The organism is Hydrogenophaga sp. LT287 (assembly GCF_055702805.1).
Genome location: NZ_JBVPZC010000012.1, coordinates 61209 through 74643 on the forward strand (window position 1 = coordinate 61209; position 13435 = coordinate 74643).

Annotated in this window: 11 protein-coding genes; 7 read left to right on the forward strand and 4 right to left on the reverse strand. The window is 64.0% G+C overall.

Annotation, left to right across the window (positions count from 1 at the left end):
* Positions 1–122 precede the first annotated feature (122 nt).
* Together AC0GNR_RS11135 and AC0GNR_RS11140 are read left to right on the forward strand one after the other, a co-directional pair.
* Positions 123–1340: a M20 aminoacylase family protein gene (locus AC0GNR_RS11135; RefSeq protein ID WP_472901024.1), complete on the forward strand. Its 1218-nt coding sequence runs from the start codon at positions 123–125 to the stop codon at positions 1338–1340.
* Entirely contained in the window at positions 1337–2437 is a 1101-nt protein-coding gene (locus tag AC0GNR_RS11140; RefSeq protein ID WP_472901025.1) for a M14 family metallopeptidase, read from the forward strand. Before AC0GNR_RS11135 ends, AC0GNR_RS11140 begins: the two co-directional genes overlap by 4 nt.
* Before the next feature lie 34 nt (positions 2438–2471).
* Here AC0GNR_RS11140 and AC0GNR_RS11145 read toward each other — a convergent pair whose 3' ends face one another.
* The 4 genes from AC0GNR_RS11145 to AC0GNR_RS11160 form a co-directional block, all read right to left on the reverse strand.
* Positions 2472–3245, reverse strand: a complete 774-nt coding sequence (locus tag AC0GNR_RS11145) for a hypothetical protein (RefSeq protein ID WP_472901026.1) — start codon at positions 3243–3245, stop codon at positions 2472–2474.
* A 19-nt stretch (positions 3246–3264) separates the two neighbouring features.
* Positions 3265–3924, reverse strand: a complete 660-nt coding sequence (locus tag AC0GNR_RS11150) for a TetR/AcrR family transcriptional regulator (protein WP_472901027.1) — start codon at positions 3922–3924, stop codon at positions 3265–3267.
* A 23-nt stretch (positions 3925–3947) separates the two neighbouring features.
* On the reverse strand, positions 3948–5231 hold the full coding sequence (locus AC0GNR_RS11155; protein WP_472901028.1) for a patatin-like phospholipase family protein: 1284 nt from the start codon (positions 5229–5231) through the stop codon (positions 3948–3950).
* 121 nt (positions 5232–5352) lie between these two features.
* Positions 5353–5985 carry a phasin family protein gene (locus tag AC0GNR_RS11160; RefSeq protein ID WP_472901029.1) on the reverse strand — a complete coding sequence of 211 codons (633 nt, stop codon included), beginning with the start codon at positions 5983–5985 and terminating at the stop codon, positions 5353–5355.
* A 270-nt stretch (positions 5986–6255) separates the two neighbouring features.
* Between AC0GNR_RS11160 and AC0GNR_RS11165 the strand changes: the two genes are divergently transcribed.
* The 5 genes from AC0GNR_RS11165 (at position 6256) to AC0GNR_RS11185 (ending at position 13397) form a co-directional block, all read left to right on the forward strand.
* Positions 6256–8241, forward strand: a complete 1986-nt coding sequence (locus tag AC0GNR_RS11165) for an SDR family oxidoreductase (RefSeq protein WP_472901030.1) — start codon at positions 6256–6258, stop codon at positions 8239–8241.
* Between the two features lie 666 nt (positions 8242–8907).
* Positions 8908–9813, forward strand: a complete 906-nt coding sequence (gene argB, locus AC0GNR_RS11170; RefSeq protein ID WP_472901031.1) for an acetylglutamate kinase — start codon at positions 8908–8910, stop codon at positions 9811–9813.
* A 135-nt stretch (positions 9814–9948) separates the two neighbouring features.
* Positions 9949–10635, forward strand: a complete 687-nt coding sequence (gene slmA, locus AC0GNR_RS11175) for a nucleoid occlusion factor SlmA (RefSeq protein WP_472901032.1) — start codon at positions 9949–9951, stop codon at positions 10633–10635.
* A gap of 223 nt (positions 10636–10858) precedes the next feature.
* Positions 10859–11563: a TetR/AcrR family transcriptional regulator gene (locus tag AC0GNR_RS11180; RefSeq protein WP_472901033.1), complete on the forward strand. Its 705-nt coding sequence runs from the start codon at positions 10859–10861 to the stop codon at positions 11561–11563.
* 37 nt (positions 11564–11600) lie between these two features.
* Positions 11601–13397, forward strand: a complete 1797-nt coding sequence (locus tag AC0GNR_RS11185) for an acyl-CoA dehydrogenase C-terminal domain-containing protein (RefSeq protein WP_472901034.1) — start codon at positions 11601–11603, stop codon at positions 13395–13397.
* Positions 13398–13435: the final 38 nt, after the last annotated feature.

Sequence of the window (13435 nt, forward strand, 5' to 3'; positions counted from 1 at the left end):
TTCTCTTGCCACCACCCGGCGGTTGTTAGGGGTGTCGCCCACGGGGCGCTGGTACCGGGCGGGTCTTCGGTACCATGGTCGTTTTTCAACCTGGTGCCGGCCTGCGGCACTGAGAGGCGCCCATGCAACTGATCGACTCCATCCTGACCCAGGCGGCGGGTATTGCCGCTGTGCGGCGTGACATCCACGCCCACCCCGAACTCTGTTTTCAAGAGGTGCGCACGGCCGATGTGGTGGCCCAAAAGCTGACCGAGTGGGGCATTGAGGTGCGCCGCGGTCTGGGCACCACAGGCCTGGTGGGCATCGTGCACGGGCGCGATGGCGGCGCCTGCGGCCGGGCCATTGGCCTGCGTGCCGACATGGACGCCCTGCCCATGCAGGAGCACAACACCTTTGCACACGCCAGCCAGCACGCCGGCAAGATGCACGCCTGTGGCCACGACGGGCACACCGCCATGCTGCTGGCAGCAGCCCAGCATTTTGCCAAGCACCGCCATTTTGACGGCACGGTGGTCCTGATCTTCCAGCCGGCCGAAGAAGGCGGCGGTGGCGCACGCGAGATGATCAAGGACGGCCTTTTTGAACAGTTTCCAGTGGAAGCGGTGTTTGGCATGCACAACTGGCCCGGCCTGCCGGTGGGCACGTTTGCTGCCAGCACCGGTCCGGTGATGGCGTCCAGCAACGAGTTTCACATCGTCATACGCGGCAAGGGTGCGCACGCCGCGCTGCCGCACAACGGCATCGACCCGGTGCCCGTGGCCTGCCAGATGGTGCAGGCCTTTCAGACCATCATCACCCGCAACAAAAAGCCGGTGGACGCGGGCGTGATCTCGGTCACCATGATCCACACCGGCGAGGCCACCAACGTGGTGCCCGACAGCTGCGAGATCCAGGGCACGGTGCGCACCTTCACCTACGAGGTGCTGGACATGATCGAGCGCCGCATGGGCGAGATCGCCCAGCACACCTGCGCCGCTTTTGGTGCCACCTGCGAATTCCAGTTCAAGCGCAACTACCCGCCCACCATCAACCACCCGGTGGAGACCGCCTTTGCCCGGGCTGTGATGGCCGAGATTGTGGGAGCGGACAAGGTGCTGGACCAGGAGCCCACCATGGGCGCCGAAGACTTTGCCTACATGCTGCAAGAGCGGCCCGGTTGCTACGCCTTCATTGCCAATGGCGACGGCGCGCACCGAGAGATGGGCCACGGCGGCGGTCCCTGCATGCTGCACAACCCGAGCTACGATTTCAACGACGACCTGATACCGCTGGGTGCCACCTTCTGGGTGCGCCTGGCCGAGAAATGGCTGGCCCAGCCCCGCACCGGGGCGGGCGCATGATCAGCGCGCAAGCCGCGTTTTCGCCGTCCTACGCCCGCGCGCGGGTGCAGTTCCTGGAGGGGGCTGCCACCGCCGGCATGGCCATCACCAGCCACAACCACCCGTTGCCCGGCAGGGACGGCGAGACCCTGGCGATGGACGTGGCGATGGACGGCGCACCCGACGCCGAGCGCCTGCTCATCGTCAGCAGCGCCTGCCACGGGGCTGAAGGCTACTGTGGCTCCGGCGTGCAGGTGTTTGCCACCCACGACGCCGAATGGCGCGCACACGCCCGCGCGGCCGGGGTGGCGGTGTTGTACATCCACGCGCTCAACCCGCATGGCTTTTCATTTGTGCGCCGTGTGACCCACGAAAACGTGGACCTCAACCGCAACTTTCAGGACTTCAGCCAGCCCCTGCCGCAGAACCCGGCCTACGCCGAGCTGCATGCGCTGCTGTTGCCCCACGACTGGCCGCCGCAGCCCGACAACCAGGCCGCGATAGACGCCTATGTGGCCACCCACGGCCTGGCGCGTTACCAGGCCGCGGTGTCGCAGGGGCAGCATGCGTTTGCCGACGGCCTGTTTTTTGGCGGCACAGCGCCCACCTGGAGCAACCTGACCCTGCGCCAGGTGTTGCGCAGCCATGCGCGAAAGGCCCGCCGACTGGCCTGGATCGACCTGCACACCGGGCTGGGCCCGAGCGGTGTGGGCGAGCGCATTTGTGCGTGTCGCGACGAGCCCGCCGCGCTGGCCCGGGCCCGCCGCTGGTGGGACGGCAGCGGTCAGACGCCGGTCACCTCCATCTACGACGGCAGCTCCACGTCGGCGCGCCTGACCGGGCTGATGTGGGGTGCGGCCTACGAAGAGTGCCCGCAGGCCGAGTACACCGGCATGGCGCTGGAATACGGGACCTTGCCCATTGAAGACGTGATCAACGCTTTGCGTGGGGACCACTGGCTGCACCAGCATCCCGAAGCGCCGGCGGCGTTGCGACAGGCCATCAAGCAGCGCATGCTGGACACATTTTATGTCAACACCGATACCTGGCGCGCCCAGGTGGTGGCGCAGGCGCGGCAGGCGCTGTTTCAGGCGGTGGATGGTTTGAACACGCCCTGAGCCGGTACCCAGAGCGGTCGCCTGCCGCAGGCGCTTACGTGCGAAGCGCCACGCGGGCGGCGTCCACGTACAGCCGCTCCATGGCGTCCAGGGGTTCAAAGGCGGCGCAGCGTTCTTGCAGGCTCAGCGCTTGCTCGGCGGCGCTCTCGCCTTCCAGCATCAACAGCCCGCTCGCGTATTCACCCAGTGTGATGGGTGAGTCCGGGTTGAGCGCCAGGGCCTGCTGGTACAAGGCCAGCCCGGTGTCTTTTCGCGCGCCGTAGGTCATGCCGCCAATGAGGCTGCCCACCTTGTCGATCACTTCGGCATGAAACGCCGCCAGCGCCAGGTGGGCGTCTGCGTGGTGGGGCGCCAGCCGCAGGGTGGTTTCCAGCGCGGTTTTGATGCGCAACCCCAGCCCTTGTGCCAGCGCCTTGGCCACACTGATGCCCTGGCTGTAGCGGCCCAATGCGTAGGCTTCCCAATACCAGGCGCCAGCCAGATCGGGCGCCTGCTGTTGCTGGGCCTCGGCCCGGCTGGCCGCTGTTTTCAACAACAGCAGGCGTGCTTCTTCGCGGGGTTCGAGGTAGTTGGCGTAAATGCAGGTGGCCTTGTTGGCCACGGTGGCGCCGGCAGCATCCAAGGCCAGCCCAGCTTCTGCGGCTTGCTGAAAGTCGCCGTTGTGAAACAGCGCCCAGGCGCGCAGCACATCGGGCTCGGTCGGCAGCGGTTCCGCGTCGCCGCGGTGCAGGCGCGCCCAGTGGTCCGGCAGGCTCGCTGCGTCGAAACGGTACGCGCCCGGGTACGGGAAAGGGGGCCATTGGTGCATGTGTGTGGCTTGGACCGGTTCAGGTTGGGGCGGTGTACGCGCCGGTGAGCTGCAGCAGGTGCTGGCGCTGACTGGCTTCCAGGTAGGGCGCCAGCAGGTTGAGCACATGGTAGGCGCCGCGCATCAGCGCTTGCTGCGCGTTGTCGGGTTCCAGCGCGTTGCGGGGGTCGCGCACATATTCAAAACTCAGCCAGTAGGTCAGCACCACCACCATGCAGTGGGCGGTGGGCTCCACTTCGCGTGCGTCAATGTCGACCGCGCCGCTGCGGCTCATGCTGGCCAGCAAGGCGCGGATGGCGCGGGTCTTGTTTTTCAGCACCGCCTGAAAGTGGGTCTCGAGCATCCGGTTTTTGGACAACAGGTCGTTCAGGTCACGGTACAAAAAACGGTAAGCCCAGATGGTTTCAAACAGCGAGTGCATGAAAAACCAGGCGTCTTCTACGTTGCGCACACCATCGCTGGCATTGAGCAGCTCGCTCAGCGAGCGCTCGTAGCGTTCAAACAGCGAGTTGATGAGTTCGTCTTTGGCCGGGTAGTGGTAGTACAGGTTGCCGGGGCTGATACCGAGTTCGGCCGAGATCAGCGTGGTCGACACGTTGGGCTCACCAAAGCGGTTGAACAGTTCGAGCGTCACCTCCAGAATGCGCTCTGCGGTGCGGCGAGGGGCTTTTTTGACCATGTGGCGTGTGTCCTTTGGCCCGCTCAGTGGCTGCGCGTGGGGTGTTGGGGCAGCCCGAGTTGGTGTTGCAGCTGGTCCAGTGTGGCGTGCAGCCGCTGGGTGGCTGATGCGCCTCGCCCCTTTTGCGCCTTGGCCCGGCGCCGCGCGGGTGCCAGCAGGTGCCGCGCGGGGTCGTTCAGCGCGGCGGTGTCCAGGTGCACGCCGTGACGGGCCAGCTTCGGCGCCAGTTCGGCCTGGCGTTCGAGCAAAAGCTGCCGCGTCTGCTGGTAGGCGTGTTCGGCCATTTCGCGGCGCTGGCGGTAGCTAAAGGTGTTGGCAAAAAACAGCTCGGCATCGCGCTGGTCGGGTTCGATCAACACGATGTCGCTCTCGGGGTAGGCTCGTTCGTAGTGCTTCAGCCCCAGCGCCAGCCGCGAATGGATCATCGAGCGAAAGGTCTGGCTCATCACGGCGGGAAAGCCGCCTTCCACCAGCGAGGGGATGCGTTTGGTGCTGCGCGGGTGCTCACTGGCGTGAAACGGCACCAGCGGGTTCAGGCACAGCAGCAGGCCCACGCCCTCGTCCAGTGCCACGGTGGCGTGCAGGGTTTTCTTGAGGGCACCGTCCACATAGTACTTGCCTTCAATATTGACCGGCGGGAACAGCCCAGGCAGCGCGGCGCTGGCCTGTATGGCCCGCGAAATGGGTACGTGGTCCCAGCCTGGGCGGCCAAACGGGGCGGCGTTGCCGGTATCGAGCTGGGTGGCCACCAGCGTCAGGCGCGCACGCAACTCGCGGAAGTCGTTGCTGCGGCCCTCGCGGCTGAACAAGTGCTCAATGTGCTGGTGAATACCCTCGTTGTCGAGCAGGCCGGTGGGCAAGGCGGCACCCAGCCGCTCAAAGGCGTTGGTCAGCGGCTTGCCCTGCACACCCCAGGCCCACAGGGCGCTGCCCAGCAGGCCTGGCAGGCGCTGCAGGCGGTGTCCAAACTCGCCCCAGGCGGGCTTGAGCAGCCAGGAGGGATCGAAGTTTTCTGGATTGGGCAGGTCTTCAATGAACATGGCGCAGAGCTGGCGCGGTGTCATGCCGTTGGCCAGTCCTGCCGCAATGAAGCCCCCGGCCGACACACCCACGTAGTGGTCGCAGGCATTGAAGTCCAGACCTTGCAGGCAGTCGTCCAGGGCGCACAGCGCACCTATTTCGTAGATGGCACCCAGCGGCCCGCCACCGGCCAGGGCCACCGCAATGCGGGGGCGCGCACGCCGTTCGGTGCGCTGGCGCGCAGCAGGCGCGGTGGAGCGGGCGGGAGCTTGGCGGGCTTGCATCATGCGTTCGAGTGTAGACCTCGGAGGTTGCTGGAAGTGCTGCGCTGCAGCATGCCTGGCAGGCGTAAAAAAGGGACGTCAAGCGTCCCTTCTCGTGTCTGGCAATGCGCTGCCAGGTTGTCGTTCAGACGGCTTCGACCACGGGTTCAGCCGCCTTGCGTGGCGCGGCCTTGCGGGCCACTTTTGCTGCGGCTTTGGCCGGCGCTTTGGCCGCCGGTTTTGCAGGGGTTTTGGCGGCAGTCTTGGCTGGGGCTTTCACGGTAGCCTTGCGCGCAGCGGGCTTGGCCGCTGCCTTGACCGGGGCCTTGGTGGCCGCCTTGGCCGGCACTTTGCCGCCCAGGCGGTGCACCGCCTGGCTCAGGGTGTCAATGCGCTCCATCAGCGATTCGATGTCGCGCGCCGAGGGCACGCCAAGCTTGTTCAGCGCCTTGGCCACACGGTCTTCAAAAATGTTTTCCAGCTTGTCCCATTGGCCTGCGGCTTTGCTGGAGATGTCCGTGGCCATGTTGCTCACCCGGTTGGTGGCTTCAGAGATGCGCTCTTCGGCCACGGCCTGTGTCTTGCGCTGAATCGACAGACCCTCTTTCACCAGCGAGTCAAAGGCTTTGCCGCCTTCTTCCTGGGCCTTGGAAAAAGCGCCCAGACCGGCCAGCCAGATCTGCTGCGCCGAATCTTTGATGGCGCCCGACAGGGGCGAGTTGAAGCTGGCTGCAGCGGCTTTTTTGTCGGTGCCAGATTTCTGGATTTTCTTGACCATGGTGAACTCCAAGGAATGCGTTAAGGGTAATGTGGGCAGGGCGATTGGCCCGTGACGTGCTGGCAATGTAAGCCGGCAGGCCCCCGCCTGTGTAGGGGCGCGTGACTAAAGCGAGCGCTTGAACACATGCGGTGGACAGCGGTCGGGCAGGCGGTGTTGAGCGCGGGTTATTGCGGAATCGCCGGACCGCATTCGTGGTCAAAAATGGCGGGTTGAATGGCCGTCATTTTTCAGTACCGCGAACGCAGAAAACCGCAATCAGGAGTCCTTATGCATTATTTCGTGACCGGAGCCACCGGTTTCATTGGCAAGCGCTTGGTCAAAAAACTGCTGGAGCGCAAGGGCTCGGTGGTGCACTTTCTGATCCGCCAGGCGAGCGAAGGCAAGGTGCCCGCATTGCTCGAATACTGGGGTGTCGGCCCGGCGCGGGCCGTGCCCGTGTTTGGTGACCTGACGAGCAAAAAACTGGGCGTCAGCGCCGACGCGGTGAAAGCCCTCAAAGGCCAGGTGGACCACTTCTACCACCTGGCGGCGGTGTACGACCTCGAGGCCGACGCCGAGAGCCAGATCGCCGTGAACATTGATGGCACGCGCAACACGGTGGAGCTGGCCAAGGCCATCGGCGCGAAGCATTTCCACCATGTGTCATCCATCGCAGCAGCCGGCCTGTACGAGGGCGTGTTCCGCGAGGACATGTTTGACGAGGCCGAGAACATCGACCACCCGTATTTCATGACCAAGCACGAGAGCGAAAAGATCGTGCGCAACGAATGCAAAGTGCCCTGGAGCGTGTACCGGCCGGCGCTGGTGGTGGGCGACAGCCAGACCGGCGAGATGGACAAGATCGACGGGCCCTATTACTTCTTCAAGTTGATCCAGCGCATGCGCCAGATCTTGCCGCCCTGGATGCCCAGCGTGGGCCTGGAGGGCGGTCGTATCAACATCGTGCCGGTGGACTTCGTGGTGGATGCGCTCAACCACATCAGCCACCACAAGCGCGCCAGTGGCCAGTGCTTCCACCTGGTCGACCCCATGGGCTACCGCGTGGGCGATGTGCTCGACATTCTGAGCAAGGCCGCGCACGCGCCCAAGATGAATCTGTTCATCAACGCCGCGCTGATGGGCTTCATACCCAATAGCGTGAAGAAGGGCCTGATGGCGCTGGCACCGGTGCGCCGCGTGTACCGCGCCATCATGCAAGACCTCGGGCTGCCCGAGGACATGATGAACTTCGTCAACTACCCGACGCGGTTTGACTGCCGCGAAACGCTGGCCGCGCTCAAGGGCAGCGGCATTGCGTGCCCGAACCTCAAGGACTACGCCTGGCGCCTGTGGGATTACTGGGAACGCCACCTCGACCCGGACCTGCACATCGACCGCAGCCTGAAGGGCACGGTCGCGGGCAAGGTGGTGCTGGTCACCGGCGGCAGCTCCGGCATTGGCCTGGCAGCCGCGCACAAGTTTGCAGAAGCGGGTGCGGTGACGATCATCTGCGGGCGCGACCAGGACAAGCTAGATGAGGCCTGCAAGGAAGCCCAGGAAAAGGGCTATGCCTTCATCGCCTACGCCGCCGACATTGCGGACATGGCCGACGCAGACCGCTTTGTGCAACTGCTGATCGCCAACCACGGCGGTGTCGATTTCCTGATCAACAACGCGGGCCGCTCGATCCGCCGAGCCATTGAAGGCAGCTACGACCGCTTCCACGATTTCGAGCGCACCATGCAGCTCAACTACTTTGGCTGCCTGCGCGTGACCATGGGCCTGCTGCCGGGCATGGTGGCCAAACGCAAGGGCCATGTGGTCAACATCAGCTCCATTGGCGTGCTGACCAATGCGCCTCGGTTCAGTGCCTACGTGGCCAGCAAGGCCGCGCTGGATGCGTGGACGCGCTGCGCGTCGAGCGAGTTTGCCGACCAGGGCATCAGCTTCACCACCATCAACATGCCGCTGGTGCGCACGCCGATGATCGCGCCGACCCAGATCTACAAAAATGTGCCGACTCTGGCGCCTGAAGAGGCGGCTGACATGATCGCGCAGGCCTGCATTTTCAAGCCGGTGCGCATTGCGACGCGATTGGGCGTGACAGGGCAGGTGTTGCACGCGTTTGTGCCACGGGTCGCGCAGATCGTGATGAACACCAGTTTTCGCATGTTCCCGGATTCTTCTGCGGCGAAGGGGGAGAAGGGGGCCAAGCCACAGTTGTCGCCGGAGGCGGTGGCTATGCAGCAGATGATGCGGGGGATTCACTTCTGATTTCTTTGCCTTTGTGTTGTTCGCTTTCGTGGCTTTTGTGGCTTTTGTGGGCCGGGTCTCGGCCCGGCGGCCGCCTTACTTTTCTTTGCTTCGCCAAAGAAAAGTAAGCAAAAGAAAGGCGAACCGAAGTCCGGGCCGCTGCGCGGTGCCTTGCGCTGCTTGGTTCGAGCGGGGTCGGGCTGAACTCGCTTCGCTCAAACAACGCCCGCCCTGATCCGCTCGCCCCTGCGCTGCTCAGCCCGGCCACACGGCGTGGGTTTGGGAGCGGATTCGGGAACGGGAGCGGGTTCCCCTTTTTCATCCGTCTCCCGCTGGGCATGGGCAGGGGTGAGGGCAACGCCAGCCAGGCAGCCGAAGAAAGTGCATCCGCATCCGCATCCCGCCGTCATGCGCTGGCGAGTAGCGCAGGGCTGGGCGGAGCAGGGCGGGCGTTGTTTGAGCGAAGCGAGTTCAGCCCGACCCCGCCCAGACCGAGCAACGCAGTGTGCCCGCAGCGCAGCGAAGGGACAGCGCATCCGGCTCGCCTTTTCTTTGCTTACTTTCTTTTGGCGAAGCAAAAGAAAGTGAGGCGCCCGCCGGGGCGAGACCCGGCAAGCCACAGGAGAAGAAACGCTCCACCGACGCCTACAATTTGCCAACCCAACAGCCCCACCGGGAACCCGAAACATGACCACCCACATCCCCGTCGACCTCTCCACCATCCAACCCCGCGAAAAAGCTGAAATTCTGGCCCAGGCCTTGCCCTACATCCGCAAGTACCACGGCAAAACCATGGTCATCAAGTACGGCGGCAACGCCATGACCGACCCGGCCTTGCAGCAAGACTTTGCCGAGGACGTGGTGCTGCTCAAGCTCGTGGGCATCAACCCGGTGGTGGTGCATGGCGGTGGCCCGCAGATTGAAACGCTGTTGCAGCGCCTGGGCAAAAAAGGCGAGTTCATCCAGGGCATGCGCGTGACCGACGCCGAAACCATGGAAGTGGTCGAGTGGGTGTTGGGCGGCGAGGTGCAGCAAGACATCGTGGGCCTGATCAACGCCGCGGGTGGCAAGGCGGTGGGGTTGACCGGGCGCGACGGCGCCATGATTCGCGCCCAGAAGCTTCGCCTAGCCGATCAGCAAGACCCCAGCAGGGAGCACGACGTGGGCCAAGTGGGCGACATCGTCAGCATCGACCCGAGCGTGGTCAAGGCCTTGCAGGACGACCAGTTCATTCCCGTCGTCAGCCCGATTGGTTTTGGCGAGCACAACGAGAGCTACAACATCAACGCCGACGTGGTGGCGGCCAAGCTGGCCACCGTGCTGCAGGCTGAAAAGCTGCTCATGCTCACCAACATCCGCGGCGTGCTCGACAAAGAAGGCCAACTTTTCACCGAGTTGACGCCGCGCCGCATTGACGAGTTGTGCGAAGACGGCACCATCAGCGGCGGCATGATTCCCAAAATCGCTGGCGCGCTGGACGCGGCCAAGAGCGGTGTCAACGCGGTGCACATCATCGACGGTCGTGTGCCCCACGCGCTGCTGCTGGAAGTGTTGGGCAACGAACCTTTCGGCACCATGATCCGTTCACACTGAGGTCTTTTTCCGTGCGGCATGGGGTAGGCGGCGGGGCCGCAAACCCCTGTGCGAGAATCAAAATGTAAGCAGGGGAAGACAACCACCGGGCCGGGAACGCAGCCCGCTAGCCGAACACGAACGGACCGACTGCCCATGACACCCAACGGCCCAGAGCCCATGCCCACCGGGGCATCTGACGACACCCAACGCCACGAGACGGCTGAGCCAGCTGAAGGCGCGGCGGGGCGCAAACGCCCCAAGCCGGGTGAGCGCCGGGTGCAAATTTTGCAGGCCCTGGCCACCATGCTGGAGCAGCCGGGCGCCGAACGCATCACCACGGCGGCGCTGGCAGCGCGGCTCGGCGTGAGCGAGGCCGCCCTGTACCGCCATTTCGCCAGCAAAGCGCAAATGTTTGAAGGTTTGATCGAGTTCATCGAGCAATCGGTGTTCGGCCTGATCAACCAGCTGGGCGACCGCGAGCCCGATCCGCTGCTGCGCTCGCGCCGCCTGGTCACGCTGCTGCTGCAGTTTGGTGAAAAGAACCCTGGCATGGCGCGCGTCATGGTGGGCGACGCACTGGTGTTTGAAAACGAGCGCCTGCAGCAGCGCATGAACCTGTTTTTCGACAAGATTGAAGCCGCCCTTCGGCAGAACCTGCGCGAGGCGGCGGTGCTGGTGGGCACATCCACGCCGACCGTGGACGCGCAGGCAGACGCTTCGGTCATCACCGCGTTTTGCGCCGGCCGGCTGCAACGGTTTGCACGCAGCGGCTTCAAGCGTGTGCCCACCGAAAGCCTGGAACACAGCCTGTGTTTGCTGCTGCCGGCTGGCCGACTCTGAGCGTGAGCAGCCAGGGGCAAAGAGCAACGCATTGAACTACGGGTTAACCCTTGTCAGGCGGCTGTCCTGGCGGTTTTAGGGCTTGTGCTCTAAGCAATTCCCCATAAAAAAAGCCCTGCAATGCACCGCAGGGCTTTTTTTGCGGTAAAAATAGCACGACCGTTCGATTTATCGCGCGGTTTGCTTTTTTCGCCACCCAACGCGGCCCTGCCGCCCCCACCGCATGCGCGTCACTTCCATTGTTCGCCGTTCGCAAAGCGCCAGCGCCGCCAGCAAGCCGATGCAAAAAGGCCAGCAAACCAAGGCAGCGATTGTTGAGGCCGCCCTTGGCCTGGCCACGCAGATCGGCCTGGAAGGTTTGTCCATCGGTGCGCTGGCCGAGGTCATGCAGATGAGCAAGTCGGGCGTTTTTGCCCACTTCGGTTCGCGTGAAGAGTTGCAAATTTCGGTGGTGCGTGAGTACCACACGCGGTTTGAAGAAGAGGTGTTTTACCCCGCCATGGCTGCACCCCGCGGGTTGCCGCGCCTGCGGGCCATGTTTGACAACTGGATGAAGCGCACCTCGGTGGAAATCGACTCGGGTTGCATCTACATCAGTGGCGCGGTGGAGTTTGACGACCGCCCGGGCCCTGTGCGCGACGCGCTGGCCAGCTCGGTCAACACCTGGTTGTCGGCGATGCGCCGGGCGGTGGAACTCGCCGTGGCCGAGGGCCATCTGAACCCCGACACGGACGCCGACCAGATGGCTTTTGAAATCCATGCCCTCATTCTGGCGCTGCACTACGAAGCCCGCTTTTTGCGTAGCCCCGACTCGTTGCGCCGCGCCTTGAAAGCTTTTGAAGGCATCGTGGGGCGCTTCAGCTCACCCGTACCCGCCGCGGCCAGCCCCGCGCGCGTTTCTCGGGCGCGCAAACCCCGCGTTGCCTGACCCTTTTTCTCTCACAAACCCATTTCAGGAGTTTTTCATGCCCGTCTACAACCCGCCTTTGCGCGACATGCAGTTTGTGATGCACGAGGTGCTGCACGTCACCGACGAATTCAAGTCGATGCCCCAGCACGCCGACACCGATGTGGACACCATCAACGCGGTGCTGGAAGAGGCGGGCAAGTTCGCTTCCCAGGTCATTTTTCCGCTGAACATCAGCGGCGACACCGAGGGCTGCAAGCTCAACCGCGACACCCACGAAGTGACCACGCCCACCGGCTTCAAGGAAGCCTACAAAACCTACGTGGACGGCGGCTGGGCGGCCCTGAGCTGTGACCCGGCCTACGGCGGCCAGGGCTTGCCGCTGGTGGTGAACCAGTGCCTGTACGAAATGATGAACAGCGCCAACCAGGCCTGGACCATGTACCCTGGCCTCACGCACGGCGCCTATGCTTCGCTGCACACGCACGGCACCGACGAGCAGAAGGCCACCTACCTGCACAAAATGACCAGTGGCGAATGGACCGGCACCATGTGCCTGACCGAACCCCACTGCGGCACCGACCTGGGCCTGATGCGCACCAAGGCCGAGCCACAGGCCGACGGCACCTACAAGCTCACCGGCAACAAGATCTTCATCAGCGCCGGTGAACACGACATGGCCGACAACATCATCCACCTGGTGTTGGCCCGCCTGCCCGATGCGCCTCCCGGCATCAAGGGCGTGAGCCTGTTCATCGTGCCCAAGTTCCATGTGAACAAGGACGGCACGCTGGGCGAGCGCAACGGCATCTACTGCGGTGGCCTCGAACACAAAATGGGCATCCACGGCAATGCCACGGCGCAGATTGTGCTCGACGGCGCGGTGGGCACGCTGGTGGGCCAGCCCAATAAGGGCATGCAGGGCATGTTTGTCATGATGAACGCCGCCCGCCTGGGCGTGGGCAACCAGAGCCTGGGGCTGACCGAGGTGGCTTACCAGAACGCCCTGGCGTATGCCAAAGACCGCATCCAGATGCGCAGCCTGACCGGCCCCAAGGCCAAAGACAAACCAGCCGATCCGATCATTGTTCACCCCGATGTGCGCCGCATGCTGCTTACCGCCAAGGCCTACGCCGAAGGCGGCCGCGCGCTGGCCATTTACAGCTCGGTGCTGCTGGAAAAGTCGCACAACCACCCCGACGAAAAGGTGCGCAAAGAGAGCGACGAAATGCTGTCGCTGCTGACGCCCATCGTCAAAGCCTTCTTGACCGACAACGGCTACAACGCCGCCACCCAGTGCCAGCAGGTGTTTGGTGGCCACGGCTACATCAAGGAATGGGGCATGGAGCAGCATGTGCGCGACGCCCGCATCAACATGATTTATGAGGGTACCAACACCATCCAGAGCCTGGACTTGCTGGGCCGCAAGGTGCTGGGCAACAACGGCGCCACGCTGAAGAAGTTTGGCAAGCTGGTGGGCGCGCTGGTGCAAGAAGAGGGCGTGAACGAGAAGATGGCCGAGTTCATCAACCCCATCGCGGTGCTGGGTGAGCAGATCACCAAGTTCACCATGGAGCTGGGCTTCAAGGGCATGCAAAACGCCGACGAAGTGGGCGCCGCTGCGGTGGACTACCTGCGCGTGGCCGGCCACCTGGTGTTTGGCTATTTCTGGGCCCGCATGGCGCAGGTGGCCTTGCGCGAAATTGCCGCCGGCAACACCGACCCGTTCTATGTGGCCAAGCTGCAGACCGCGCGGTTCTACTTTGCCAAGCTGTTCCCCGAAACCGCGACGCTGATGCGCACGGCGCGCACCGGCAGCAAGGTGCTGATGGACACCGACGCGGCCTTGGCTTGAGCCGGTTGATCCCTTCCTCACGTCCCATCTTCAGAGGT

Excerpts from the sequence above, each read along its gene's own strand:
- AC0GNR_RS11135 (WP_472901024.1), top strand. The coding sequence starts at position 123 with ATGCAACTGATCGACTCCATCCTGACCCAGGCGGCGGGTATTGCCGCT.
- AC0GNR_RS11140 (WP_472901025.1), top strand. The coding sequence starts at position 1,337 with ATGATCAGCGCGCAAGCCGCGTTTTCGCCGTCCTACGCCCGCGCGCGG.
- AC0GNR_RS11145 (WP_472901026.1), bottom strand. The coding sequence starts at position 3,245 with ATGCACCAATGGCCCCCTTTCCCGTACCCGGGCGCGTACCGTTTCGAC.
- AC0GNR_RS11150 (WP_472901027.1), bottom strand. The coding sequence starts at position 3,924 with ATGGTCAAAAAAGCCCCTCGCCGCACCGCAGAGCGCATTCTGGAGGTG.
- AC0GNR_RS11155 (WP_472901028.1), bottom strand. The coding sequence starts at position 5,231 with ATGATGCAAGCCCGCCAAGCTCCCGCCCGCTCCACCGCGCCTGCTGCG.
- AC0GNR_RS11160 (WP_472901029.1), bottom strand. The coding sequence starts at position 5,985 with ATGGTCAAGAAAATCCAGAAATCTGGCACCGACAAAAAAGCCGCTGCA.
- AC0GNR_RS11165 (WP_472901030.1), top strand. The coding sequence starts at position 6,256 with ATGCATTATTTCGTGACCGGAGCCACCGGTTTCATTGGCAAGCGCTTG.
- argB (WP_472901031.1), top strand. The coding sequence starts at position 8,908 with ATGACCACCCACATCCCCGTCGACCTCTCCACCATCCAACCCCGCGAA.
- slmA (WP_472901032.1), top strand. The coding sequence starts at position 9,949 with ATGACACCCAACGGCCCAGAGCCCATGCCCACCGGGGCATCTGACGAC.
- AC0GNR_RS11180 (WP_472901033.1), top strand. The coding sequence starts at position 10,859 with ATGCGCGTCACTTCCATTGTTCGCCGTTCGCAAAGCGCCAGCGCCGCC.
- AC0GNR_RS11185 (WP_472901034.1), top strand. The coding sequence starts at position 11,601 with ATGCCCGTCTACAACCCGCCTTTGCGCGACATGCAGTTTGTGATGCAC.